This window comes from Bradyrhizobium sp. CCBAU 11430 (assembly GCF_028128855.1).
In the GTDB taxonomy this organism is placed as follows: domain Bacteria; phylum Pseudomonadota; class Alphaproteobacteria; order Rhizobiales; family Xanthobacteraceae; genus Bradyrhizobium; species Bradyrhizobium ottawaense.
Window position 1 is genome coordinate 71,135 of sequence record NZ_LBJV01000059.1, and the last position, 24,238, is coordinate 95,372.

25 protein-coding genes and 1 pseudogene are annotated in these 24,238 nt (G+C 65.8%); 10 read left to right on the forward strand and 16 right to left on the reverse strand.

The window, feature by feature from the left end; translation table 11 throughout:
• Window positions 1-40 precede the first annotated feature (40 nt).
• A complete protein-coding gene (gene yddG / locus XI04_RS19270; protein WP_271608719.1) occupies window positions 41-910 on the forward strand; it encodes an aromatic amino acid exporter YddG in 870 nt (289 codons plus the stop codon).
• Between the two features lie 37 nt (window positions 911-947).
• Here the strand turns inward: yddG and XI04_RS19275 are convergent, their stop codons facing one another.
• Window positions 948-1,370: a cupin domain-containing protein gene (locus tag XI04_RS19275; RefSeq protein WP_018320528.1), complete on the reverse strand. Its 423-nt coding sequence runs from the start codon at window positions 1,368-1,370 to the stop codon at window positions 948-950.
• A gap of 37 nt (window positions 1,371-1,407) precedes the next feature.
• Window positions 1,408-2,175: a hydroxyacylglutathione hydrolase gene (gene gloB, locus XI04_RS19280; RefSeq protein WP_028141911.1), complete on the reverse strand. Its 768-nt coding sequence runs from the start codon at window positions 2,173-2,175 to the stop codon at window positions 1,408-1,410.
• Between the two features lie 108 nt (window positions 2,176-2,283).
• On the opposite strand from gloB, the gene XI04_RS19285 reads away from it, so the two are divergent.
• On the forward strand, window positions 2,284-3,030 hold the full coding sequence (locus XI04_RS19285) for a class I SAM-dependent methyltransferase (RefSeq protein ID WP_271608721.1): 747 nt from the start codon (window positions 2,284-2,286) through the stop codon (window positions 3,028-3,030).
• 94 nt (window positions 3,031-3,124) lie between these two features.
• Here XI04_RS19285 and XI04_RS19290 read toward each other — a convergent pair whose 3' ends face one another.
• Together XI04_RS19290 and prmC are read right to left on the reverse strand one after the other, a co-directional pair.
• The gene (locus XI04_RS19290) at window positions 3,125-3,913 is read right to left on the reverse strand and encodes a DUF4167 domain-containing protein (RefSeq protein ID WP_038972811.1); all 789 of its coding nucleotides are present in this window, start codon (window positions 3,911-3,913) and stop codon (window positions 3,125-3,127) included.
• A 461-nt stretch (window positions 3,914-4,374) separates the two neighbouring features.
• Entirely contained in the window at window positions 4,375-5,271 is an 897-nt protein-coding gene (gene prmC / locus XI04_RS19295; RefSeq protein WP_271623748.1) for a peptide chain release factor N(5)-glutamine methyltransferase, read from the reverse strand.
• Between the two features lie 90 nt (window positions 5,272-5,361).
• Between prmC and XI04_RS19300 the strand changes: the two genes are divergently transcribed.
• The gene (locus XI04_RS19300; protein WP_038950266.1) at window positions 5,362-5,787 is read left to right on the forward strand and encodes an HIT family protein; all 426 of its coding nucleotides are present in this window, start codon (window positions 5,362-5,364) and stop codon (window positions 5,785-5,787) included.
• A gap of 26 nt (window positions 5,788-5,813) precedes the next feature.
• Here XI04_RS19300 and XI04_RS19305 read toward each other — a convergent pair whose 3' ends face one another.
• The 4 genes from XI04_RS19305 to XI04_RS19320 all read right to left on the reverse strand — a co-directional run bounded on the left by XI04_RS19305 (window position 5,814) and on the right by XI04_RS19320 (window position 10,669).
• Complete coding sequence (locus XI04_RS19305; protein WP_038972809.1) at window positions 5,814-6,512, reverse strand: ABC transporter ATP-binding protein; 699 nt, start codon at window positions 6,510-6,512, stop codon at window positions 5,814-5,816.
• The gene (locus XI04_RS19310) at window positions 6,509-8,347 is read right to left on the reverse strand and encodes a branched-chain amino acid ABC transporter ATP-binding protein/permease (protein ID WP_271623749.1); all 1,839 of its coding nucleotides are present in this window, start codon (window positions 8,345-8,347) and stop codon (window positions 6,509-6,511) included. The genes XI04_RS19305 and XI04_RS19310 overlap by 4 nt, the downstream gene beginning before the upstream one ends.
• Before the next feature lie 11 nt (window positions 8,348-8,358).
• Window positions 8,359-9,234 (reverse strand): branched-chain amino acid ABC transporter permease, encoded by an 876-nt coding sequence (locus tag XI04_RS19315; protein ID WP_026202378.1) that lies wholly within the window; start codon window positions 9,232-9,234, stop codon window positions 8,359-8,361.
• A 100-nt stretch (window positions 9,235-9,334) separates the two neighbouring features.
• Window positions 9,335-10,669, reverse strand: coding sequence for a substrate-binding protein (locus XI04_RS19320; RefSeq protein ID WP_038950268.1), 1,335 nt, complete (start codon window positions 10,667-10,669; stop codon window positions 9,335-9,337).
• A gap of 390 nt (window positions 10,670-11,059) precedes the next feature.
• Between XI04_RS19320 and XI04_RS19325 the strand changes: the two genes are divergently transcribed.
• Window positions 11,060-11,539 carry a hypothetical protein gene (locus XI04_RS19325; protein WP_049801891.1) on the forward strand — a complete coding sequence of 160 codons (480 nt, stop codon included), beginning with the start codon at window positions 11,060-11,062 and terminating at the stop codon, window positions 11,537-11,539.
• A 121-nt stretch (window positions 11,540-11,660) separates the two neighbouring features.
• Window positions 11,661-12,131 carry a MarR family winged helix-turn-helix transcriptional regulator gene (locus XI04_RS19330; protein ID WP_028141902.1) on the forward strand — a complete coding sequence of 157 codons (471 nt, stop codon included), beginning with the start codon at window positions 11,661-11,663 and terminating at the stop codon, window positions 12,129-12,131.
• A gap of 7 nt (window positions 12,132-12,138) precedes the next feature.
• On the opposite strand, the gene prfA is transcribed toward XI04_RS19330, so the two are convergent.
• The 3 genes from prfA to XI04_RS19345 all read right to left on the reverse strand — a co-directional run bounded on the left by prfA (window position 12,139) and on the right by XI04_RS19345 (window position 17,178).
• Window positions 12,139-13,224: a peptide chain release factor 1 gene (gene prfA / locus XI04_RS19335; protein WP_028141901.1), complete on the reverse strand. Its 1,086-nt coding sequence runs from the start codon at window positions 13,222-13,224 to the stop codon at window positions 12,139-12,141.
• Window positions 13,225-13,281: 57 nt separating this feature from the next.
• Entirely contained in the window at window positions 13,282-15,549 is a 2,268-nt protein-coding gene (gene ptsP / locus XI04_RS19340) for a phosphoenolpyruvate--protein phosphotransferase (protein ID WP_028141900.1), read from the reverse strand.
• 372 nt (window positions 15,550-15,921) lie between these two features.
• Window positions 15,922-17,178 (reverse strand): aspartate kinase, encoded by a 1,257-nt coding sequence (locus XI04_RS19345; protein ID WP_028141899.1) that lies wholly within the window; start codon window positions 17,176-17,178, stop codon window positions 15,922-15,924.
• Between the two features lie 147 nt (window positions 17,179-17,325).
• Between XI04_RS19345 and XI04_RS19350 the strand changes: the two genes are divergently transcribed.
• The 4 genes and pseudogenes from XI04_RS19350 to XI04_RS19365 all read left to right on the forward strand — a co-directional run bounded on the left by XI04_RS19350 (window position 17,326) and on the right by XI04_RS19365 (window position 20,120).
• Window positions 17,326-17,793: a PH domain-containing protein gene (locus tag XI04_RS19350; RefSeq protein ID WP_028141898.1), complete on the forward strand. Its 468-nt coding sequence runs from the start codon at window positions 17,326-17,328 to the stop codon at window positions 17,791-17,793.
• Between the two features lie 14 nt (window positions 17,794-17,807).
• Complete coding sequence (gene ubiG, locus XI04_RS19355) at window positions 17,808-18,581, forward strand: bifunctional 2-polyprenyl-6-hydroxyphenol methylase/3-demethylubiquinol 3-O-methyltransferase UbiG (protein ID WP_161966326.1); 774 nt, start codon at window positions 17,808-17,810, stop codon at window positions 18,579-18,581.
• Between the two features lie 100 nt (window positions 18,582-18,681).
• Window positions 18,682-18,956 (forward strand): annotated as a pseudogene (locus XI04_RS19360) (GIY-YIG nuclease family protein).
• A gap of 264 nt (window positions 18,957-19,220) precedes the next feature.
• Window positions 19,221-20,120 carry an EamA family transporter gene (locus XI04_RS19365; protein ID WP_028141896.1) on the forward strand — a complete coding sequence of 300 codons (900 nt, stop codon included), beginning with the start codon at window positions 19,221-19,223 and terminating at the stop codon, window positions 20,118-20,120.
• Here the strand turns inward: XI04_RS19365 and XI04_RS19370 are convergent.
• The 4 genes from XI04_RS19370 to XI04_RS19385 are packed head-to-tail and all read right to left on the reverse strand — an operon-like array spanning window position 20,117 to window position 22,591.
• Window positions 20,117-20,599 (reverse strand): DUF1178 family protein, encoded by a 483-nt coding sequence (locus XI04_RS19370; protein WP_038972803.1) that lies wholly within the window; start codon window positions 20,597-20,599, stop codon window positions 20,117-20,119. The two genes, XI04_RS19365 and XI04_RS19370, sit on opposite strands and share 4 nt — an antisense overlap.
• Window positions 20,596-21,474, reverse strand: coding sequence for a carbon-nitrogen hydrolase family protein (locus XI04_RS19375; protein ID WP_038972802.1), 879 nt, complete (start codon window positions 21,472-21,474; stop codon window positions 20,596-20,598). Before XI04_RS19375 ends, XI04_RS19370 begins: the two co-directional genes overlap by 4 nt.
• Window positions 21,471-21,746 carry a glutaredoxin 3 gene (gene grxC, locus XI04_RS19380; RefSeq protein ID WP_028141893.1) on the reverse strand — a complete coding sequence of 92 codons (276 nt, stop codon included), beginning with the start codon at window positions 21,744-21,746 and terminating at the stop codon, window positions 21,471-21,473. The genes XI04_RS19375 and grxC overlap by 4 nt, the downstream gene beginning before the upstream one ends.
• Window positions 21,747-21,781: 35 nt before the next feature.
• A complete protein-coding gene (locus tag XI04_RS19385; protein ID WP_028141892.1) occupies window positions 21,782-22,591 on the reverse strand; it encodes a ComF family protein in 810 nt (269 codons plus the stop codon).
• A gap of 224 nt (window positions 22,592-22,815) precedes the next feature.
• Between XI04_RS19385 and XI04_RS19390 the strand changes: the two genes are divergently transcribed.
• Window positions 22,816-23,685: a methyltransferase domain-containing protein gene (locus XI04_RS19390; protein ID WP_028141891.1), complete on the forward strand. Its 870-nt coding sequence runs from the start codon at window positions 22,816-22,818 to the stop codon at window positions 23,683-23,685.
• 133 nt (window positions 23,686-23,818) lie between these two features.
• Here XI04_RS19390 and mutT read toward each other — a convergent pair whose 3' ends face one another.
• Window positions 23,819-24,229, reverse strand: coding sequence for an 8-oxo-dGTP diphosphatase MutT (mutT, locus tag XI04_RS19395; protein WP_028141890.1), 411 nt, complete (start codon window positions 24,227-24,229; stop codon window positions 23,819-23,821).
• Between the last annotated feature and the right edge of the window lie 9 nt (window positions 24,230-24,238).

Sequence of the window (24,238 nt, forward strand, 5' to 3'; positions counted from 1 at the left end):
GGCCTCGTGCCGGGCATCGTTGTCCTCAGAGCCTTCGTCAATGACCCCGCGCACAGCCACGCTGATCGGATTGACCGCGATCCTGATGTGGTCGCTGCTGTCGGTGATGACGGTGGCGACCGGAACGATCCCGGCGTTCCAGCTCGCCGCGATGACCTTCGCGATCGGCGGCCTGGTCGGCCTGCTCACCTGGATCGGCCGCGGCGAGGCGGCGAAGAGCCTGCGTCAGCCGCTGGTCGTCTGGGCTGTCGGCGTCGGCGGCCTGTTCGGCTATCACGCGCTGTATTTTCTCGCGCTGCGCTTTGCGCCGCCGGCCGAAGCCGGCCTGCTGAATTATCTGTGGCCGCTGCTGATCGTGCTGTTCTCGTCCTTCCTGCCGGGCGAGCGGCTCGCCCTCCATCACATCGTCGGCGCGATGCTCGGCCTTGTCGGCACCGTGCTGCTGTTCGCCGGCAACACCTCCGGCTTCGTGGCGGGGCAGGTGCCGGGATTGGCTGCGGCCTTCATCGCCGCGTTCGTCTGGGCGGCCTATTCGGTGCTGTCGCGCCGGCTCAAGGCCGTTCCGACCGATGCGGTCGCCGGATTCTGTCTGGCCACCGCCGTGCTTGCCACGCTGATGCATGGCCTGCTCGAGACCACCGTCTGGCCGGAGACCACGCTGCAATGGCTCTCGGTGATCGCGCTCGGCATCGGTCCCGTCGGTGCCGCGTTCTACGCCTGGGACATCGGCATGAAGCGCGGTGACATCCGCGTGCTCGGCGCTGCCTCCTACGCGACGCCGCTGCTCTCGACCGGCTTCCTCATCGCCGCCGGTTTCGCCAAGGCCAGCGCCAACATCGCGATTGCTGCGATCCTGATTGCCGGCGGCGGTTTGATTGCCGCGAAGGATATGGTGCTACGGAAGCGGTGATCGTCATTCCGGGCGAATCCGGAATGACGGTGCGGGACTACGGCTCCCAGCCCTGTGGTGCGAGCTCGAAGCCTGCGAATTCGAATGCCGGGGCCACGGTGCAGCCGACCAGCGTCCACTCGCCCGTCGTCTCCGCCGATTGCCAGGCCTGTGCCGGCACGATCGCCTGCGGCCGGTCTCCATTCGCAAGGTCAGTGCCGAGCCGCACCTGGTGCTGCGAGCAGCCGTCGTGGGCGATGCGCAGCATCAAGGGACTGCCGGCGTAATAGTGCCATGTCTCGACCGCGTCGACGCGATGCCAGTGCGAACGCTCGCCGCGTGCCAGCAGGAAGTAGATCAGGGTCGAGCGCGAACGCCCGTTGGCGTCCGTGGTCTGGTCGCGAAACGTCTCGCGATAGTGGCCGCCCTCGGGATGCGGACGGAGTTCGAGGCGCGCGATGATCTCGGCTGCAGTCGGCATCGATCCAGTCAGGACTTTCTTCTGCAGGACTTGTACTTCAGGACTTGTTTTTGCGCTCGCGCAGCTCGCCGAAGACTGCGGCGGCATCCGCGCCCTTCATGTGCAGCCTTGCCGCGACCTGCGGCTCATCGGCGCGCAGGAACACGTTGGCCCGCTTCTCGTCGCCAAGCAGCGTGGGAATGGTCGGCTTGTTCTCGGCCCGGAGCCTCGTCACCTCCGCTGCACGCGCCTGGAGCGCCGCATTGTCGGGATCGACGGTGAGCGCGAACTTGACGTTGGAGGCCGTGTATTCGTGGCCGCAATAGAGCTTGAAGTCGTCGGGCAGGGCACGCAGCTTCAGAAGCGAATCCCACATCATCGGATAGGTGCCCTCGAACACCCGGCCGCAGCCGATCGAGAACAGCGTGTCGGCGGCGAACACCGTCTTCTCGGTGTCGAACACGTAGGAGATGTGGTCGAGCGTGTGGCCGGGCGTCTCCAGGACGCGCGCCAGCAAATTGCCGATCTTGATCACGTCGGCATTGGCAACACGCAGATCGACGTCCGCAATTTTCGTGGTCTTGTCGTGCGGCGCGACGACGCGGCAGTTGTATTTCTGCTTGAGTTCGGCGACCCCGCCGACATGATCGCCGTGATGATGGGTGATCAGGATGTCTGTGAGCTGCCAGCCCTCGCGCTCCAGCGCTGCCAGGATGGGGCCGGCCTCGGGCGCGTCGATCGACGCCGTCGCCTTGGTTTCCACATCGTGGATCAGATAGCCGAAATTGTCGTTTAAACAGCTGAAAGTACGAATTTCGGCGGCCATGTCATCTCCATCGGGCTCAGCCCCGCCAGACAAATATGGCGTTAACGTTGCGCAGGCAATGCAATATTCCGCGCGCGGCGGCGGTCTCGCGCATGTTACATTGCCGTCATGACCATCGACGTCGTCGACCTCCGCGAGTTCTATTCCCGCCGCCTCGGGATCGTGGCGCGGCAAATGATCAATCGCGGCATCAGGGAACGCTGGCCGAGGGCGGAGGGCCACCGCGTGCTCGGCCTCGGCTATCCCACCCCCTATCTGGGGTTGTTCCGCGAAGACGCCGAGCGCTGCCTCGCCTTCATGCCGGCGGCCCAGGGCGTCCTGAAATGGCCGACGGGACGGCCGGCGCTGGCCTCTCTGGTCGACGAATTCTCGCTGCCGCTTTCCGACGCCGCGGTCGACCGCATCCTGCTGGTCCACGCGCTGGAGATGTCGGACGATCCGGCCGCGCTGCTGCGCGAGGTCTGGCGCGTACTGTCGCCGTCCGGGCGCGTGATCGCGGTGATCCCGAACCGGCGCGGGGTGTGGACCCGCACCGACAGCACGCCGTTCGGTCACGGCCGGCCCTATTCACGCTCGCAGATCACCGACCTGCTGCGCCAGACCTGGTTCACGCCGACCGCCTGGGGCGAGGCGCTGTTCATGCCGCCCTATGCCGGCGGCTGGGTGCTGAAATCGGCGCAGATGTGGGAGCGCGCCGGTGCGGCACTGTCGCTGCCCTTTGCCGGCGTCCATATCGTGGAGGCGACCAAGCAGGTCTACCGCGCGATCCCCGCCAAGCGCGAGCGGGCGCGGCTCATTCCCTCACTCGCGAAGCCCGTGCTGGTGCCATCCTCGACGACGGTGACGCGCAGCTAGGTCACAAGCGTTGCCGCGACCGGTGGTCGTCAAAAACAAAATCGTCCCGGCGAGGCCGGGACGATTCCAGATCAGTCGATCAGAAGAAGCTCACTTACTCGCTGGGCGCGAGATCATCGCCCGACGCGGCCGGAGCTGCTTCGCGCTCGGGGCGCGGGCCATGCGGCCGGCGCCGCCGGCGCGGGAAGCGTTCGCCACCGCCGGCACCGCCCTCGAAACCGGCCTGGCCGCCATTCGCGCCGCCGTTCACCTGCGGCTGCGCGCCGGTGATGAAGGAGGGCAGGCGATCGACGCTGCCGGTGTCGGTGACGACGGGCTGCGGCTGATTCTGCGGTTGCGGCTGGGGCTGATATTGCGGCTGCGGGCGATGGTCGCGCTCGCGGTGCTCGCGCGGTTGCTGCTGATCGCGCTGATAGGGCTGGTTTTCGCGCTGCTGATGGTCACGCTGGTGATGATCGCGCTGGCCGTCGCGGTCGCGCGCGAAGGGCTGCTGCTGTTGCGGCTGCGGGACGAAGCCCGGCTCCTGGCCGAAATTCGAGAAATTCTCGCCGTCGTCGTCGCCGTCGTCGCTGTTGCTGCTGATCGGCTCGTCGCCGCGCGGCTGCTGATTCTGGCGGAACTGTTCCTGGGCCGCGGCGATCAGACGGAAATAATGCTCGGCGTGCTGGTAGTAGTTCTCGGCTGCAACGGGGTCGCCGGAAGAGCGCGCGTCGCGCGCGAGCTGGAGATACTTTTCAGCGATGTGCGAGGCGGTGCCGCGGATCTTGATGTCGGGTCCGTTGGACTCGTAGACCCGGGTCATCGGGTTCTGGCTGCGCCGGTTGTTGTTGTTATTGTTATTGTTGCGGTTGCGCATCCGCTGCTTGTTCTGACCGTTTCTCATGTCCTGCCTTTAATTCCAGCCCTAAACGTTGCACGCATTACTTGATTGCTAGGAGTGACCTGGACAGCGGTTCACATCGCTCGCGCGCACCGCGCCCAAGAGCGGATCGAACCCTGCCGATGTTCGTCGACCGTCGCGTTCAAACAAGGACGCGTTCCCCACCCGCCAGCACTGATCGCCAGCGAACCCATTCATTTTGCCTGCCGAAACAAGCCCAGCTGTGTTGCGTAAGTCTTCAAGCGCAATATCAGGCTTTCGTTCACTTTGCGGTCGGAGAGCAGCGCAGCTCCAATGGCTATCGCGCTTCACAGGACCTGCGGCTTGGAACCTTTATCAGTAAAGCTCTCGCCCGAGAGCCCGGCTTTCGCCCGTAGGTCTACGGGGCCGGCACCGATGTGTTGATCGGAACGTAGTCGTTCCCAAGGGATATTCCAAGAGCTTTTTGCAAGCCAATCCGGCTTTTATGGGGGCATTTTTCGGGCCGAAACGGCCCGCAGAATGCCCCCCAGGTCGGCCTTGGGTGGCCTGTCCACCGTTAACGCGCCTGCTATCATCAAGGTTTCAATATTTCTGGCCTGCCCCTGTCCGGCCTCGACGATCAGCGCTCCGCCGGGGGCGAGACGCTCGGCGGCCTGCGGGATCAGGGCGCGATAGGCGTCATATCCGTCATTGCCGCCGTCGAGCGCTAGATGCGGATCGTGCTCGCGCACCTCGATGCTCAGTTTCGGAATTTCGGCGGAGGGAATATAGGGCGGGTTCGAGACGATGAGGTCAAACGGGCCGCGCAGCGCCGTCAGATAGGAGCAGGCGACGAAGCCGGCGCGATCGACGAGGCCGAGGGCGGCCGCATTGTCGCGCGCCGTATCGAGCGCCGTCGGGCTGACATCGGTGCCGACGCCAAACGCGTCGGGAATCTCCCGCAGCAATGCGAGCAGGATGGCGCCCGATCCGACGCCGATATCAGCGATTCGCGGGCGCCGCCCCGATATCGACAGGCCCCAGAAGATCTCGAGCGCCAGTTCGACGACGGTCTCGGTGTCCGGCCGCGGTACCAGCGTCGCCTCCGACAACCGCAACGGCATGCCCCAGAAGTCTCGCACGCCGAGAATGCGGGCGACCGGCTCATGCGCGAGCCGGCGTTGCGCGTATCGTTCGAGCCGCGTGGTCTCCTCAGGCGTGAGTTGTCGCGATGCCTGCGTCACCATACCGGTCAGATCGAGCTCCAACGCGGCCCCGACGAGCAGGCGCGCATCGAGGGCCGCCTGCTCGATGCCGGCCGCTTGCAGCCGTGCCCCGAGCGCGCGCCGCGCACTCTCGACATTATGTCCGGGATCGATATTTGTCGCCAATGGAGCCATCCTGCCTGCCATCGTGGATAGATCGGCCGGCTCGCTTGCGTCAACGGAAAGGAGCGCGTTTGATCGCGCCTCGCAAGCGTGGAGGGGTCCATGACGGCCTATGACGATCAGAACGTCTTCGCAAAGATCCTGCGCGGCGAGATTCCCTGCTTCGAGGTTTTCAGGGACGACCGCAGTCTGGCCTTCCTCGACATCATGCCGCGCGCGCCCGGACACACGCTGGTGATTCCGCGGGCGCCGGCGCGCGGCATCCTGGATATCGCGGAGGACGATCTGGCCGCCGTCGCCCGGACGGCCAAGCGAATCGCGATTGCGGCGATGAAGGCGTTTGACGCGGAGGGTATCATCCTCCAGCAGTTCAGCGAGCCGGCCAGCGGGCAGGTGGTGCTTCACCTGCACATGCACGTCATGCCTGTCAGGGCCGGCGTCGATCTCTTGCCGGCGCAGACGCGCAAGGAAGATATGGCCGTGCTCGCCGATCACGCCAAGCGGATGATCGCGGCGCTTGGCGGCTGAGCCTGACAGCCGAGATCGGCGGGTGGCTAGACGCCGAGATAGCGCTGCAGCAGCTCCGGCTGGGCCTTGAGCTCCTGCGCCGGACCCTCGTGCACGATGTGGCCGTTGTTGACGATGTAGATCCGGCTTGCCAGCGCCAGCGTCGCCGCCAAATTCTGCTCGACCAGCACGATGGTCTGGCCGGCCGCCGCCAGCTCGCGGCAGGCCTTGACGAGATCGTGGACGATGACGGGCGCGAGCCCCTCGAACGGCTCGTCCAGCAGCACGATCTTGGGATCGCGCACCAGCGCCCGCGCGATCGCGAGCATCTGCTGCTCGCCGCCGGAGAGCTCGGTGCCGCGGTTGCTCCGTCGCTCCTTCAGCCGCGGAAACATCTCGTAGACGCGGTCGAGCGGCCAGCGTTTCGGCGCGGTGATCCCGGCAAGGGTGATGTTCTCCTCCACCGACAGGCTGCCGAAGATACGGCGCTCCTCGTGCACGAGCTGCATGCCCGCCTGCGCGATCCTGTGGCTCCTGCGTCCGGCGATATTGATGCCGTCGAACTTCACGCTGCCGCTGCGCGGCGTCACGACGCCCATCAGGCTCTTCAGCGTCGTGCTCTTGCCGGCGCCGTTGCGGCCGAGCAGCGCCACCACCTCGTGACGTTCGACGTGCATGGCGACGTCGAACAGGATGTGGGAATCCCCGTAATAGCTGTTCAGGCCGTTGACCTCGATCAGGCTCATGCGGCGATCTCCCCGTGCACGCCGCCGAGATAGGCCTCCTGCACCGCGGCGTTGGTCCTGATTTCCTCCGGCGTGCCGTCGAGCAGCACCTTGCCCTCCTGAAGCACCGTCACGCGCTCGACCAGCTCGAACAGCGAATCCATGTCGTGGTCGATGATGATCGTGGTGCGGCCGCGCGCGATCGATTTGAGCAGCTTGACGGTCTCGACCCGCTCGCGCGGGCTCATGCCCGCGAGCGGCTCGTCGAGCAGCAGCAGGCGTGGCGAGGTCGCCAGCGCGAGCCCGATCTCGAGCCGGCGCTTCTCGCCATAAGCGAGTTCGGCGACCGGCGTGTCGGCGCGGCGGGTCAGATTGACCAAAGCGAGCGTATGCTCCACCTGCTCCGCCAGGCCCTTGACGCTGGAGAGCTTGCGGAAGAGATCGAGGCGGAACTTGCCGCGCAGCTCGGCGAGCGCGGCAATCGTCAGGTTCTGCCGTACCGTCAGCCCGGTGAAGAGCTGGTTGACCTGGTAGCTCTTGGTGAGCCCGAGCTGGCACACCTCGGTGACCTTCAATCCCGTGATGTCGCGTCCCTCGAACACGATCTGGCCCGATGTCGGCGCGATCTCGCAGGTCAGCATCTTGAAGAAGGTCGACTTGCCGGCGCCGTTGGGGCCGATGATGCCGCGCAGCTCGCCTTGATTGACGCTGAAATCGATGTCGCTGTTGGCGACGAGGCCGCCATAGCGCTTGGTGAGACCGGTGGCTTTCAGGATCGGCCCGGAATAGGCGGGGTGCGCGACCTCCTTGGCCTGCATCGGCGCGGGCGCAAGGTGCAGTGTCGTCTCAGTGTCCGGCTCGGCCTCCATATCGCTCCGCTTACGCCTGCCGGAGAGAAGGCGATAAAGGTCCGCAAGACCGCCGATGATACCGCCGCGCAGGAAGCAGACCAGCAGCACGAACACGACGCCGAGCACCAGCTTCCAGGCGGCACCCAGGCCCAGCGCGGACTGGAGGAAATCCTGGAGGAAGAGCCAGACGGTCGCGCCGACCAGCGGCCCGAACAGCGTGCCTCGGCCGCCAATGGCGGTCTGCATCACCAGCTGGCCGGACGTGTCGAAAGTGAAGGCGTCCGGCGGCATGAAGGCCTGGAGCACGCCGAGCAGGCCGCCGGCGAAACCGGCGTAGGCGGCTGCGATCACGAAAGCAGTCAATTTGTAGCCGTGGATGTTGTGGCCGACCGCGGTGGCGCGCAGCGGATTGTCGCGGATTGCGCTGAGGACGGCGCCGACCGGCGAGCGCACGATCCTCAGCGCGATGATGACGCCGATGAAATAGCACAGCGCGATGAACTGGTAGAGCGACCAGCCATTGGTGAAGTGGACGGTGGTGAAGCCGAGATTGAAGCTCGGCGTTGGCACGCCCGGCAGGCCGTTCTCGCCGCCGGTGAAGTCGGAGAGCGGATTGAACTCGACAAAGAAGAACACCTCTGCGATCGCCACGGTGATCATGGCGAAGTAGATGCCGGTGCGGCGGAGCGCGATCAGGCCGATCAGATAGCCGGTCGCAGCCGCCGCGATCATGCCGATGATCAGCGCGCCCAGCACGTTGCCGAAGCCGGCGCGGGTCAGGAGGTAGGCGGCGACGAAGCCGCCGGTGCCGTAGAAGGCGGCCTGGCCGAACGACAACAGGCCCGTGAAGCCGAACAGGATGTCGAAGCCGAGGCCGAACAGGCCCCAGACCAGGATCCGGTTCACGGTGTTGGGCGCGAAGCCGAGATGGGGCAGCACGAAGGGAGCCACGATCAGGCCGATGGCCGTCAGCGTCTCGATCAGGAAGGGGCGTTGCTTGAGCATCAGGAGATCACTCACTCGCGGCCCTGGACGCCGAGCAGGCCATGCGGTCGCACCACGAGCACGAGCGTCATCGCCGCAAACAGCATCACATAGGCGTAGCCGGGGTTGAACATGGAGGTGACGCTGATGATCTCGCCGGCGATCAGGCCGCCCAGGATCGCGCCTGGGAACGAGCCGACGCCGCCGATCACCACCACCACGAAGGTCTGGACCAGGATGTCGTCACCGATGCCCGGCGTCAGCGACACCACCGGCGCGTTGACGATGCCGGCAAAGCCGGCGGCCATCGCGCCGATGCCGAACACCACCATGAAGACCCGGTAGACATTGATGCCGAGCGAATCCACCATCACGGAATCCTCGATGCCGGCCCGCACGATCATGCCGAGACGGGTCCGGTAGAGGATGATGAACAGCGCGCCGAGTGCGATCGCGACGATGCCGACCACCGCGAGGCGGTAGGTCGGATAGAACATGAAGCCGAGATTGGTGATGCCCTGGAATATCGCCGGCGGCGGCACCAGCTGCGACTGGCTGGAGAAGATCAGCCGGATGATCTCGACGAAGCAGATGCCGAGCCCGAAGGTCACGAGCAACTGGTCCTCGTGCGGCCGATGATAGAAATGGCGAATGATGACGCGTTCCATCGCAACGCCCAGTAGCATCACGAACAGCGAGCCGGCGATCACCGCGAGGATGAACGATTCGGTGTACTGGTAGGCGACGAAGCCGGCATAGCCGCCGATCATGAACATCGCGCCATGCGCGAGGTTGAGCACGCCGAGCGTGCCGTAGATAATGGTCAGGCCGGAGCTGATCAGCGCGAGCAGCGCGCCGAGCGCGAGCCCGTTGAAGAGCTGCGAGACGAGGTTGGGCCAACTAATCATGCAATGGTCACGGTTGTGGCGCGTTCCGGCGGTGCGCAAAAATGGGTGACGCCGCAGGAGCCGGAAGCGACCTACGGCGTCACAGGGGGTTAGCGCGAGCTCAGCTGTAGTCGCCGGGATGGCAGCCAAAGGCGTCCGGCTTCTGCATCAAGCCTTCGCCGGGCACGATCTCGACCACATCGTACCAGTCTTCCTTGGTCTTCATGTCCTTCTGCTGCTTGCCCTTGACGATGATCACCGGGCGGACGCACTGATGGTCCTCGGGGCGGTAATGCACGTCGCCGACCAGGGACGGCAGCGTCTCGCCCTTCTCATAGGCCTTGATCACGTCGGGCGGGTTGAAGCTGCCGGCCTGCTCGCACATGCGGGCCCAGTGCGCGAAGCTGACATAGGCGTTCTCCGCGCCCCATTCCGGCTTGTAGCCGTACTTCTTCTCGAAGGCCTCGTTGAACATCTTGGCGAGCGGAAACTTGTCCTCGAGCGTCCACCAATAGTCGGTCGCGGCGTAGACGCCCTGCATCAGCCCGCCGGTCTCGCGCGCGATGAAGGGCACCTGGTAGGGGACGACCAGCTTCATCTTGTCGAGCACGCCGAACTGCTTGGCCTGCTGGGTCGACAGCACCGCGTCGTGGCCCCAGTTGACGTTGATCAGCACGTCGGCGCCGGAATTCGCGACGTTCAGCAGATAGGAGGAATAGTCGGGCGCGCCGAGCGGCGCGACCTGGTTGGTGACGGTGGTCCAGCCGGCAGTCGCAAGGAAGTCCTGCATCGACTTGGTGACGGTGTGACCGTAGGTGTAATCAGGCGTGAGATACGCAGCCTTTTTGCCCTTGCCGAACTCCTTGACCATGACGGGGCCGATCGCCGCCGCGGCGGTCTGGCCGAAGAAGTTCTGGCGGAAGCCGTAGCGGACGCAGTCCTTGCCGGTGGTGTCGTTCGAGCCGGAGATGCCGCAGACGAAGATCACCTTCTCGCGCTGGGCGAGCTTGTTCAGCGCGACCGCAACGGCGCTCGAGGTGCCGCCGGTGATCATGATCGCCTTGTTCTCGCTGATGAAGCGCTGCTGCGCCTGCACCGCCTCGTTCGGCTTGGCCGCGGAATCCGCGACGCCGAATTTAAGCTCCTTGCCGAGCACGCCCTTGCTGGTCTTCGGCGAGATCTTCTTGATCAGGTCGTGACCGCTGTTGATGTGCTCGATCGCGAGCTGATAGCCCTTGAGCTCGTCCTCGCCCTGCACGGCATAGGTGCCGGTGCGCGGCACCGAGATGCCGATGAAGGCGGTGGAGCCCGAAACGCCCGCGGGATAGGAGCCGACGGCCGGCTTGTCCTCGGCGAAGGCCGGCATCGCAGGCAGCACCGAGCCGCCGATGAGGCCTGCCGTGGTCTGGAGCAGGCCGCGGCGCGAGAGGCCACGGCGAATGAGATGGTCGGTCATGATCGTTTCCTCCGGATATCGTTCTTGTTTGCAGGCAAAACACGACCTGTCCGGCGGCAACCGGCCTCGAAAGGCCTGCCTGCACCGGGCGCGTCACATCCGCGTGTAGCTCCTGGACCTAAACATTGCTCGTGAGCACCATCTGTCAATTTCGCCTTTGGTCGAACGACGAAAATTATCGCGTGAAAACATATCGGATCACGATATATATTAGCCTTTGTGAGTACGAGATTGGCAGGTTCGGCGAGAGAGATGCCGCGGCAGACGACAGTAGCGGGTACCCGGAAGCGACGGTCCTGGCCGCAAGAGGCGGAGCGGCAGGAGGCGGCGTGGCCTGCCGGGGAGGGAAGCGACCAGCGCGCATCGCCGCAGTCCGGCGATGCCTCGCGCATGCCGGAGTCGCGCGGCCGGTCCGCCGGGCAGCGGGGGCCGGCCATCGGCTCCGTTCAGGCCAAACGCACGCCGGTGCCGATGCAGAGACTGAGCGTGCGGGCCCAGAATGTCCTGAAGGAGCTCGCGGTCGAGCTCACCGGCGAGCAGCCGCCGAAGGGGACCTGGTCGCCCTCGCGCGAGCTGCTGCTCGCACTGACGGCGGAGCGGCTTGCGACGACGCGCAATTGCGGTCCTCACACCATGCGGGAGATCGTGGACTGGGCGCAGGGCTGCGGCGTGACCATCAAGCCGGTGATCCCGCCCGGCGGCTCGCTGTCGCAGATGTGGGGCGAGTTGATCACGAATGCATCCGAAGGCGCCTTGACCAGCGCCGAGATCGCCAGTGCGCTCCAGCGCTCGATCAGGCGGAAGAGCGTTCGTATTCCGATCGCGTTTCAGGTCATCCTGGTGAAGATCCTGCTCTCCAACTTCGAATAGGAGGGCTGCAAAGCCCGCTATATTTGTGCATCTGCGAGGCCCATCGGTGGTTCCGCCCCGCCTTCCTTGCTAGTCTCGGCAGCGCCCGCTCCGCCGGCGGGCGGAGGTCGAAAGGCACGGAATGGCTGACTCGAAGCGGAAGACGGGACGCACGGCGCGTGCTGCGCCCTCGAGGGGCGGCGCGATGCGCGAGGCTGACTACGCCGCGCTCGCCCAATTCCGCTACCAGCTGCGCACCTTCCTCGCCTTCAGCGAAGCGGCGGCCCAGAACGCCGGATTGACGCCGCAGCAGCACCAGGCGCTGCTGGCGATCAAGGGATTGGCCGACCCCAACGGCGCCAGCGTCGGCGACATCGCCGGCTTCCTCCTGATCCGGCACCATACGGCGGTGGAGCTGGTGGACCGCATGGCGAAGTTGAAGCTGATCGGCCGGGAGGCCGATCCCGAGGATGCAAGGCGCGTCCTGGTCAAGCTGACGGCCAAGGGCGAGCAGAAGCTTCGCTCGCTCTCGCGCATTCACCTGGACGAGCTGAGCGCCGCTGCACCCGCATTGGGCAAGATCCTGCGATCGTTCCTGGCAAAGGTGCGCTGAGCAGGGATCAGGCTGCCGCGCCTTGTGCGGCGAGCTGCGCGGCCTGGTGTTCGGTGGTCAGCGCGTCGGTCAACTCGCCGAGCGCTTCGCCCGCGATCACCTGCGGCAGCTTGTAGAGCGTCAGGTTGATGCGGTGGTCGGTGACGCGGCCTTGCGGAAAATTGTAGGTGCGGATGCGCTCGGAGCGGTCGCCTGAGCCGACCTTCTCCTTGCGCTCGGCCGACCGTGCCGCATCGACGCGCTGGCGTTCGGCGTCGTAGATGCGCGAGCGCAGAATGTTCATGGCCGAGGCGCGATTCTTGTGCTGCGACCGGCTGTCCTGCATCATCACCACGATGCCGGTCGGGATGTGGGTGATGCGGATCGCCGATTCGGTCTTGTTGACGTGCTGGCCGCCGGCGCCTTGCGCGCGCATGGTCTCGATGCGCAAATCGTCGTTCTTGATGTCGACGTCGACGTCCTCGACCTCCGGCAGCACGGCCACCGTCGCGGCCGAAGTGTGGATGCGCCCCTGCGTCTCGGTGTCCGGCACGCGCTGCACGCGATGCACGCCGGACTCGAACTTCAGCTTGGAGAACGCGCCGCGGCCCTGCACCTCCGCGATGATTTCCTTGTAGCCGCCGACGGTGCCTTCGCTGGCCGAGATCACCTCGACCTTCCAGCCCTGCAAGGCAGCGAAGCGCTCGTACATCCGGAACAGGTCGCCGGCAAACAGCGAAGCCTCGTCGCCGCCGGTGCCGGCGCGGATTTCCAGCACCACGTTGCGGTCGTCCATGGCGTCCTTGGGCAGCAGCGCAACGCGAATCTTCTGGACCAGCTCCTCGATTTTCGGCGCGAGCTCGTCGCGCTCGGCTTCCGCCATGCCGCGCATCTCGGCATCGGTCGCGGGATCGGCGATCAGCGCCTCGGTGTCGGCGAGTTCTTTGACGGCAGACCGATATGCCTTCACCGCTTCGATCAGCGGGGTGATCTCGGCGAGCTCGCGCGTGATCTGCACGTAGCGCTCGGAGGCGAGCTGTCCCAACGATTCGGCCTCGAGAGAGGCATGATGTGCAAGGAGCACGTCCAGTTTGGCTTCGGGGAGTGACGACATCGGTTCAGTCTCAAATGGCGGAAGGAGGCGAGGCGGCAGGGAGCGGCGACAGGCCCGCTACAACGCCAGGCCTTCGGCCTCGGCGAATTCCGTCAGTTTCTGCCGGATCGAGACGCTGCCCGCCGGCGCGTCGAGGAGCGGACCGAGCACGGCTTCGGCCTTCTTTGCATCGAGATCGATGACCATGGCCTTCACCGGACCGAGCGCGGTTGCCGAAAGCGACAACGAGCGGTAGCCCAGCGCAATCAGCGCCAGCGCGCCAAGTGGCTTGGACGCCATCTCGCCGCAGAGCGAGAGCGACTTCTTCGCCGCCTGTGACTTGCGTGCGATCTCGCGCAGCGCGCGCAGGATCGGCGCCGACATGGTGTCGAAGCGCTCGGAGACCTTGGCATTGCCGCGGTCGACCGCGAACAGGAACTGGAACAGATCGTTGGAACCGACCGAGATGAAGTCGACCTTCTTCAAGAGCTCGTCGAGCTGATAGAGCAAAGCGGGGACCTCGACCATGGTGCCGATGTCGATACGCTCCGGCAGCGTGTGGCCGTGCTGGCGCAGATAAGTGAGCTCGCGTTCGACCAGCGCCTTCGCCGAATCGAATTCGGCGACTTCCGAGATCATCGGGAACATGATGCGCAGCGCGCGGCCGCCACCGGCGCGCAGCAGCGCGCGGATCTGGCCGCGCAGCAGGCCGGGACGATCGAGCCCGAGCCGGATCGCGCGCCAGCCGAGCGCGGGATTTTCCTCGATCACGGCTTCCATATAGGGCAGCGCCTTGTCGCCGCCGATGTCGAGGGTGCGGAAGGTGACGGGCTTGGTGCCGGCCGCATCCAGCACGGTGCGATACAGCGCCAGCTGGTCGCTGGTGCGCGGCAGGCTCTGGCCGACCATGAATTGCAGCTCGGTGCGAAACAGGCCGATGCCGGCGCTGCCGGTGTCCTCGATATGCGGCAGGTCGATGGCAAGACCCGCGTTGATCATCAGCTCGACCTTCTGGCCGTCCCTGGTGACGCAGGGCAGGTCGCGCAGCGCCAGATATTGCGCCTGGCGGCGGGCGCGGAAGCGCACGCGCTCGGCGAAGGCCGCCTCGACTTCCTGCGAGGGGCGCACATAGATCGAACCGGAGGTGCCGTCGACGATGATGGCATCGCCGGGATCGGCAATGCCGGGCGCGTTCGGCACCTCACCGACCGCGGGGATGCCGAGCGCGCGCGCCACGATCGAGACGTGGGAGTTGGCAGTGCCTTCCTCCAGCACGATGCCGCGCAGGCGCTTGCGGTCGTAGTCGAGCAGCGCCGCCGGGCCCATCGCGCGGGCGATGACGATGGCGTTGTCGGGCAGCTGCTCGCGCGAGGGCGCGTGGTCCTGGCCGACCAGCTGCCGCATCAGGCGGTAGCCGAGATCCTCGAGATCGTGCAGCCGGTCGCGCAAATAGGGGTCGGTCGAGCGCAGCATGCGCGCGCGGGTGTCGGATTGCACGCGCTCGACGGCGGCTTCCGCTGTGAGGCCGGTGGCGACCGCCTCGTGCAGCTTGTGCGACCAGCCCTGGTCGTTGGCGAACATGCGATAGGCTTCCAGCACCTCGCGATGCTCGCCGCCCTCGGCGACGTCGCCGCGCTCCAGCATGCGGTCGAGATCGGCGCGGAGCTTGGCCAGCGCGGTGTCGAGCCGCTTGACTTCCTTGGGCAGGTCCTCGGCGATGTAGTCCTTGATGACGACGCGCGGCTCGTGCAGCACGACATGGCCGAGCGCGATGCCCTCCGAGAGGATCGCGCCGACCTTCTGCGCGGAATGGCGCGCGGCAGGCTCCAGCCCCGGCTGGGCCAGCGCGGACAGCTCGCCCGAGGCGATCAGCTCGGCCAGCACCATCGCGGTGGTCTGCAGCGCCTCGAGCTCCTCCTCGACATAGTTGCGCTTGGCGCGGTTCTGCACCACCAGCACGCCAAGCGTGTTGCCGGCCCGCAGGATCGGCACGCCGAGGAAGGAGTGGTAGATTTCTTCGCCGGTCTCCGGGCGGAACGAGAAGGCCGGGTGGGTTTGCGCATCGCTCAGGTTGAGCGGCGTCGCCTCGCTGGCGACGAGGCCGACCAGGCCCTCATGGGCGCTCAGCACGGTGTGATGCACGGCCTCGCGGTTGAGGCCTTCGGTGGCGTAGAGCTCCAGCGTGTTGTCGATGCGCAGCACATAGACCGAGCACACCTCGGCCACCATGTTGGCGGCGATCAGCACCACGATCTTGTCCAGCCGCTCCTGGGCCGAGACCTGTTCCGCCATGGTTTCGCGGAGCCGTCTCAACAAGACGCGGGGACCTCCCGACGCGCTCCGCATGTCCCGTCAATCTCCTCCGTGTGCCCGGCCCGGCCGTATCGGCCGGCGGCTGGCCTAAAATTCCAGAAAAACAACCAATTTGTTTGTCCGGCGCCGGCACAAGCCCAAAATCCACTGGAGATTTAGCGCTTGCACCGAATCAGCGCCGCCTAACTGGGACACAGTCTGCGGCAGCCCACCCTGTTCGCCGTATAGCGAATTGAGGCTTGTTTTGCCAAGCAAAACGCCTGCCAAACGCGAAGGTGTGTACACCTTCGCGTTTGCTGCGACCGCTAAGAGAAAATTAGTCCAGGCATGGTCCGGAAAGTGCGAAACGGTTTTCCGGAAAGACCATGCTCAAACAACAACCTGAAGCGCGACGATGGTCGCGTTTCAGGCCTGATCGAGACCGTAGAGCGTGTGCAGGGTGCGCACCGCGAGCTCGGTATAGGCGGTATCGATCAAAACCGAGAATTTGATCTCGGAGGTTGTAATGGCCCGGATGTTGATATTCCGTCCGGCGAGGGCCGAGAACGCCTGGGCGGCGACGCCGGCATGGCTGCGCATGCCGCTGCCGATCACCGAGATCTTGGCGACGTCGGTGGCGGTATCGAGCCGCGCGTAGCCGATCTTGCCCTTGGCGGCGGTAATCGTGTCCTTGGCGCGGGTATAGTCGGCCGCCGGCACCGTGAAGGTGAGGTCGGTCGTCTTGCCGTCCTCGGAGACGTTCTGCACGATCATGTCGACGTTGATGTTTGCATCCGCCAGCGGGCCGAAGATCGAGGCCGCAACGCCCGGCTTGTCCTCGATCTGGCGCACCGAGATCTGGGCCTCGTCCTTGGAGAAGGCGATACCAGTGACGACGTGGCTTTCCATGATCTCCTCCTCGCTGCAGATCAGCGTGCCGGGCGGCTGGTTGGCATGCGGGTCGATATCCTCGGGCTTGTCGAAGCTCGAGCGGACGAAGATCGGCATGTTGTGGACCATGCCGAGTTCCACCGAGCGGACCTGGAGCACTTTTGCGCCCTGGGAGGCCAGTTCCAGCATGTCTTCGAATGCGATCTTGTCGAGCCTCTTGGCCTTCGGCACGATTCGCGGGTCGGTTGTGTAGACGCCGTCGACGTCGGTGTAGATGTCGCAGCGGTCGGCCTTGACGGCGGCGGCGATCGCCACGGCCGAGGTGTCGGAGCCGCCGCGGCCGAGCGTGGTGATGCGGTTGGTCTTCGGGTCGATGCCCTGGAAGCCGGCGATGACCGCGACTTCCTTGCGATCCTTGAAACGGCTGATGATCTCGCTGCCGTCGATGTCCTCGATCCGGGCCGAGGCGTGGGCGTCGCTGGTCTTGATCGGGATCTGCCAGCCCTGCCAGGAGCGGGCCTGGATGCCCATGCCCTGAAGCACGATGGCAAGCAGGCCGGATGTCACCTGTTCGCCGGAGGCGACGACGGCGTCGTATTCGCGCGCGTCGTGCATCGGCGAGGCCTCGGTGCACCAGGCCACCAGCTCGTTGGTTTTGCCGGACATCGCCGAGACGACCACGGCCACTTCGTGGCCGGCGTCGACCTCACGCTTCACATGGCGTGCGACGTTGCGGATACGTTCGATGTTGGCGACGGATGTGCCGCCGAATTTCATCACGAGGCGGCTCATGACGACGCGTGCATTCCCTCATAAGGATAAGTATGGTGACCCGCGCGAGGCGATGCCGCAGGCCCGACCGCGCGTATACAGAGGGGCGGGGCCGGGGGCAAGCGGGTTCCTGCTGCGGCCAATCCGGGCAATGGGTTATCAGAGGTTATGGCGCGCTATATTGACGAAATCCTGCAGCCCGGGGAGCGGGTGCTGTATTCGACCAATGCGCATTGGATCTTCTATTTTCCGGCGATTTTGGCCTGGATCGCGGCTTTGGGCCTGCTGATCCTGTCGCGGCAGGCGGCCGTCGACTGGCTCGTTTTGCTTTGCCTGGGAGCCGCAAGTGTCGCGGCGCTGGCGGCCGTGTATTGGACCCTCAAGGGCTGGTTCCACCGCTTCACCACCGAGACCGACGTCACCAATCTCAGGGTCGTGCACAAGACCGGCTTCATCAAGCGCCGCACCTTCGAGATGGCGCTCGACAAGGTCGAGAGCGTCGATGTCGATCAGACCATCCTTGGACGTATTCTCAACTACGGCGACGTGACGATTCGCGGCGTCGGCGAGGGGATCGAGACGATCAAGACCATCGCCTCGCCGCTCGCCTTCCGTAGTTCGATCACCACGCGGTAGGACCGCGCGTAACCATGAGCATGCAGCAAAATACTTCTCTCTCCGCCAGCCCGCAGCCGGGCTCGACCGTCGACGCCGCCGAGATCGCAAAATTCTCGAAGCTCTCGGCGGAGTGGTGGGACCCCAACGGCAAGATGGCGCCGCTGCACCGGATCAACCCGCTGCGGCTCGGCTACATCCGCGACGCCGCCTGCCGCAAGTTCGAGCGCAACGTGCGCAGCCTCAACTGCCTCGGCGGCCTGCGCGTGCTCGACATCGGCTGCGGCGCCGGCCTGTTGTGCGAGCCGCTGTCGCGGCTGGGAGCGCAGGTCATCGGCGTCGACCCTTCCCAGAGCAACATCGCCGCGGCCAAGCTGCACGCCGACAAGGGCCATCTTGCGATCGACTACCGCTGTACCACGGTGGAGGAGATCGACCCGCGCGAGCGCTTCGATATCGTGCTGGCGATGGAAGTGGTCGAGCACGTCGTCGATGTCGGCGTCTTCCTGAAGCGCTGCGCCGCGATGCTGAAGCCGAACGGCCTCATGGTGGTCTCGACGCTGAACCGCAACTGGAAGAGCTTCGCGCTCGCCATCGTCGGCGCCGAATACGTCCTGCGCTGGCTGCCGCGCGGCACCCACGAATGGAACAAGTTCGTCACCCCCGACGAGCTGACAAAATACCTGCTCGACAATCGCCTCGTCATCACCGAGCAGACCGGCGTGGTCTACAGCCCCTTCGCTGACAAATGGACGCTCTCGTCGGACATGGACGTGAACTACATGGTGGTGGCGGAAGGGATGGTGTGAGTGTGATGCGAGTTGCGACTCCTCTGCCGATGTCGTCCCTGCGAACGCAGGGACCCATAACCACAGGCCCGTCTAGTTAGCCCAATCAGGCGCCCCGAGCATGTACTACGTCTACATCCTCGCCAGCCGCCATCATGGGACGCTCTACATCGGCGTAACCAACTCTCTCCAGAAACGCCTGGAGCAGCACCGCGCCGGCAAGGGCTCGGAGTTCGTCAAGCGCTATGGCGTGCACCGCCTCGTCTACACCGAATCCTTCGAGCGAGCGGAATTGCCCGCGAAAAACAGCTCAAGCGCTGGAAGCGCGACTGGAAGATCGAGCTGATCGAGCGCGATAATCCCGAGTGGCGGGATCCAAGTGATCTGTTGGTTTGACGGTGTGACGCGGCCCAGAAAATGCTGTCGTCCCTGCGAACGCAGGGACCCATACCGCGTGATCTGTCGGTGGGGCGCGGTGTTGGATGCGCGGGCTGGCAGTCGTCGCAAAACTGCTCCCTGGGGTTATGGGTCCCTGCGTGCGCAGGGACGACACCGAGTTTGTGGCGAGAGCATCGCTCCCATGACGTCCGTGTGGTTGACCGCGCTGGCCTCAACTTGCAGGTTGGCCGCAGTTATTTCCCGCTAATGCCCGCCCACCCCATGCTCACCATCGCCAGCCTCTGGATTCCCTTCACCCTCGTTGCTGCGCTCGGCCAAGTCGCGCGCAATGCGATGCAGCGGTCGTTGACGAAGCCGCTGGGGACCTGGGGCGCGACCAATATCCGCTTCCTGTTCGGCTTCCCGTTTTCGGTGCTGTTCCTCGGCGTGGTGCTGGTCGCCACCGGCGATCGTCTGGGCATGCCGCCGACCGTGTTCTGGCCGTGGCTCTTGCTCGGCGCGCTCAGCCAGATCGTCGCCACCGGCCTGATGCTGCTCGCCATGAACGATCGCTCCTTCGTGGTGACGACGGCGTACCTGAAGACCGAGGCGATCCAGACCGCGATCTTCGGTTTCGTCTTCCTCGGCGATCACCTGACCTGGCTGAAGGTGCTGGCGATCGTGATCGCGACCGTCGGCGTCGTCATCACCGCGCTCAGGCCCGGCGGCGAGAAGAGTTTTGCCGAATTGAAGCCGACCATCACCGGCCTCGTTGCGGCTGCCGCGTTCGCGCTGTCTGCGGTTGGCTTTCGCGGTGCGATCATCAACGTTCCCGGCGTCTCATTCGTGACCTCGGCCTCGTTCACGCTGGTGCTCGGCCTGTTCGTGCAGACGCTGGTGCTGACGATCTATCTGCTCTGGCGCGCGCCAAAGGTGCTGCAGGCGATCCTCGGCCTGTGGAAGCCGTCGATGCTGGCCGGCTTCATGGGCGCCTTCGCGTCACAATTCTGGTTCCTGGCGTTCGCGCTGACGGCCGCCGCCAATGTCCGCACGCTCGCTCTGATCGAGGTGCTGTTCGCGCAAGCGGTGGCGTATTATTCGTTCAAGCAGCCGATCGCGCCGCGCGAGCTTGCAGGTATCGCGCTGATCATCATCGGTGTGGCGGTGCTGGTGGGGGCCTAATTCCGGTCTTCCGGCAATGTCGGCAGCGGCGACACCTCGATGCCCTCATCGATCAGCGACTTCGCCTCCTCCGGCGAGGCCTCGCCGTAGATCGGACGGTGCTCCTTGTCGCCGTAGTGCATCGCGCGGGCTTCATTGGCGAAGCGCTCGCCGACATTGTCGGCGTTCTTCACGATGTGATCGCGCAGCTCCTTCAGCTTGGTGCGCAGCTCTTTCTCCTGCGCCAGCATCAGCGAGGTCGGTCCTGATGGTGTTGCCTCGGGCGTGGGGGCAGCCGCCGGTTCCGGCGGTGGCGCCGCGCGCCCACGGCCCTTCTTGCCGACGATGCGCGGGGCCATGATCGCCTTGTCGACCTTGGCGGAGCCGCAGATCGGGCAGGTCACGAGCTTGCGCTTGACCTGCGAATCATAGGCCGACGAGCTCTGGAACCAGCTCTCGAAGCCGTGGTCGCGGTCGCAGCGAAGCGCGTAGCGGATCATGCCGATCCCCGCACGAGGTGCAAATGATCCGGCCCAGCCTTGGGATCGGACACGCCGAAGCGGCGGCCGTGCTGGAGCGAGGGAATCGCGCGGCGGGCAGTCTCGACCTTGGCCGGGTCGATCCTGGCCATGATGATGCCGGGCTCGACATCGCCCTCGGCGAGAATCTCGCCCCAGGGATCGACGATCAGCGAATGGCCATAGGTCTCGCGCTTGTTCTCGTGGGTGCCTGCCTGGGCAGCTGCGAAGATGAAGCAGCCGGTCTCGATCGCGCGCGCGCGCAGCAGCACGTGCCAGTGCGCTTCGCCAGTCTTGCGGGTGAAGGCCGAGGGCACGGTGATGAAGTATGCACCGCTCTCGGCGAGGGCGCGGTAAAGCGCGGGAAAGCGCAAATCGTAGCAGATCGTCAAGCCCACCCGGCCCCACGGCAGGTCGGAGATCACCGCGGTCTCGCCCGGCTGGTAATTGGCGGATTCGCGATAGCTCTCGCCGTCCGGCAGCTCGATATCGAACATGTGGATCTTGTCGTAGCTCGCGAGCACATTCCCCTCGGGCCCGATCAGGAAGGAGCGGTTGACCGCCTTTTCGGCCGAGAAGCGCAGCGCCAGCGAGCCGACATGGAGATGGATCTTCAGTTCCGCCGCGAGCGCCCGGTAGGCCTTCAGCGAAGTGTCGTCCTCCTCGCTCTGCAGATGCTCGAACAGCGCCTTGCGGTTCAGCTGCATCATGTTGCTGACTTCGGGCGTCTGCACGTAGTCGGCGCCGCCCGCCGCAGCCTGCCGGATCAGCTTCGTGGCCTGTTCGAGGCTGGGCCCGGGCATCAGGCCGGTGCGCATCTGCACCATGGCGGCCGTGAAGGTGCGGTTCTCGCTCATGACACCGCCTTCACGCTGTCCAGCATGCCGTCGAGCTTGCCTTCGCGATCGAGGGCGTAGAGATCGTCGCAGCCGCCGACATGGGTTCCGCCGATCCAGATCTGCGGGAAGGTCGAGCCTTCGCCGGCGCGGTCGTACATCTCGTCCCGCCAGGAGGGGTTCTTGGCGACGTCGAATTCAGTAAAGGTCGCCTTCTTGCGGGTCAGCAGGGACCTCGCCGCGGAACAATAGCCGCAGCCCGGCCTGGTGTAGATCTCGACAGCAGCAGTCATGGCGTCCGGCGCTCTCATCTCATGAAGTCATTGAATTATATGGGACGGGGGCCGCTCTCGACAACCCGGGCGAAGACCAGCACGTCGACCTGGGCGGCCTTGGCCCGGAGCAGGACCCGCGCGCAGGCATCCAGCGTCGCCCCCGACGTCAGGACGTCGTCGATCAGGACAATGCGGCGGCCCTGGATTTCGGCCTGACGGTCGGGAGATACCTGGAACGCGCCCTGCACATTGGTGGCGCGCTGGGCCCGCGACAGGCCGATCTGCTGCTCGGTGGCGCGCACCCGGCGCAGCACCTCAGCCCTCGCCCTGACACCGCTCTGCCGCCCGATGATCTGCGCCAGGGCTCCGGACTGGTTGTAGCGGCGGCGCCAGGCTCGCCGCCAATGCAGGGGCACCGGCACCAGCATGTCGGCCCCGGCCAGCAGCTCGCCGCCCGCGCGCGCCATCCAGCGGCCCATGGCGGGCGCCAAATCGGTGCGGTCCTGGTATTTCAACGCATGCACCAGCGTGCGCGCGACGTCGTCATAGCGCACGGCCGCGCGGGCGCGCTGGTAGGCCGGCGGGCTCGCGATCGCCTCCATCGACAGCATGTCGGGGCCGGGATCATAGACGAAGGGAATGCCGAGCCGCGGGCAGTAGGGACGTTCGATGAATGACAGCCGCGCCCAGCACGAAGCGCAAACGCCCTCGCCATCGACCGGTTCGCGGCAGGACACGCACTGCGTCGGCAGCGCGATGTCGAGCGCGAGCCGTGCCGCGCGCGACAGCGCGTGGCGGCCGGCCGTCCACGCCGCCCGGAAGGGGGCGGCGATGGAACGGGTGGGGGCGGCGTCGGCGTCCATGCGGGAAGGCTAGCGTTCTGAGGCTCCGGGCTCAAGCCACGCTCTCGTGCCCCGGACGCAGTGCAGCGCCCCGGCGATGCGAAGCATCGTCCGGTGCGGTGCGCTGCAGAGCCGGGGCCCATCTCACGGCATCGTCCGGTGTTGGTGTCTGGGTCCCGGCTCTGCGCAGCAGCGCAAGAGCGCTGCGGCGCGTCCGGGACACGGGAGCGATTGCCAGAACCAGCATGATCGGCGTAACCAGCGGCATGGTTCAGTCCCCGCAAACCCCGCCCGCTCTGTTCGATCGCGCTTTGCTGCAATCGCGGCAGCGGCGTGCGCAGACACAGGGCGAGGTGACCTTCCTGCTTGATCGCGTCGCCGAGGACATGTCCGACCGGTTGGCTGCGGTGATGCGGGAGTTTCACGCGGCGGTCGATCTCTGGACGCCTGGTGAGGGGCTGGCGGCGTTGCGCACGCGCCTGCCTTCCCTCCAACGGATCGCGCTCGATGCTGCGGGTTCAGAGACGCTGCCCTTCGCGCCCGAAAGCCTCGATCTCGTCGTCTCCGCGCTGGCGCTGCAATTCGTCAACGATCTGCCGGGCGTGCTCGCGCAAATCCGCCGCGCGCTCAAGCCCGACGGCCTGCTGCTCGCGGCGATGATCGGCGGCGACAGCCTGACCGAGCTGCGCCAGGCCTTTGCCGCCGCGGAAGCCGAATGCGAGGGCGGCGTTTCGCCGCGCGTCGCGCCATTTGCTGACCTGCGCGACATCGGCGCGCTGTTGCAGCGCGCGGGCTTTGCGCTGCCGGTGACCGACGTCGACCGCGTCGTGGTGCGCTATTCCAACGCATTCGCGCTGATGCAGGATCTCCGGCGCATGGGCGCTGCCAATGTGCTGATCGAGCGGCGGCGAACACCGAGCCGGCGCGCGACGCTGCTGCGGATGGCCGAGATCTACACTGAGCGCTTTGCCGATGCCGACGGCCGCATCCGTGCCACCTTCGACATCATCTGGCTCTCCGGCTGGGCCCCGCATGCGAGCCAGCAGCAGCCGCTGAAGCCGGGATCGGCGAAAGCGAGCCTGGCGGAGGCGGTGAAGAAGGCGGGGAAAGAGTGATGCGTGTCCCGGACGCGCTGCAGCGTGAAACGCTGCTGCGCAGAGCCGGGACCAGCTCCGCGGCAAGCGTGGGCCCCGGCTCTGCAGCGCATCGCTGAAGGAGCGCTGCGCTGCGTCCGGGGCACAGTGCATCTCACATCAATAGATCAATCAAATGCGGGATCAGCGGAATGTCCGCGGGCGGCATCGGGTAGTCGCGCAGCTTGTTGGCACGGACCCAGGCCAGGGTCTGGCCTTCGCGCGGCGTCACCTGTCCCTCCCAGCGCCGGCAGATATAGAGCGGCATCAGGAGGTGGAAGGTCTCGTAGCCGTAGCTCGCGAAGGTCAGTGGGGCCAGGCACGGCTCGGCGACGGTGATGCCGAGCTCCTCGTGCAGCTCGCGGATCAGGCTCTGCTCCGGCCGCTCGCCTGGCTCGAGCTTGCCGCCGGGAAACTCCCAGAGGCCGGCCAGCGTCTTGCCCGCGGGGCGCTGCGCGATCAGGACGCGCTTGTCGGGGTCGATCAGCGCGCAAGCCACAACCAGTGTCAGTTTCAGATCGGCCATACGCGATGT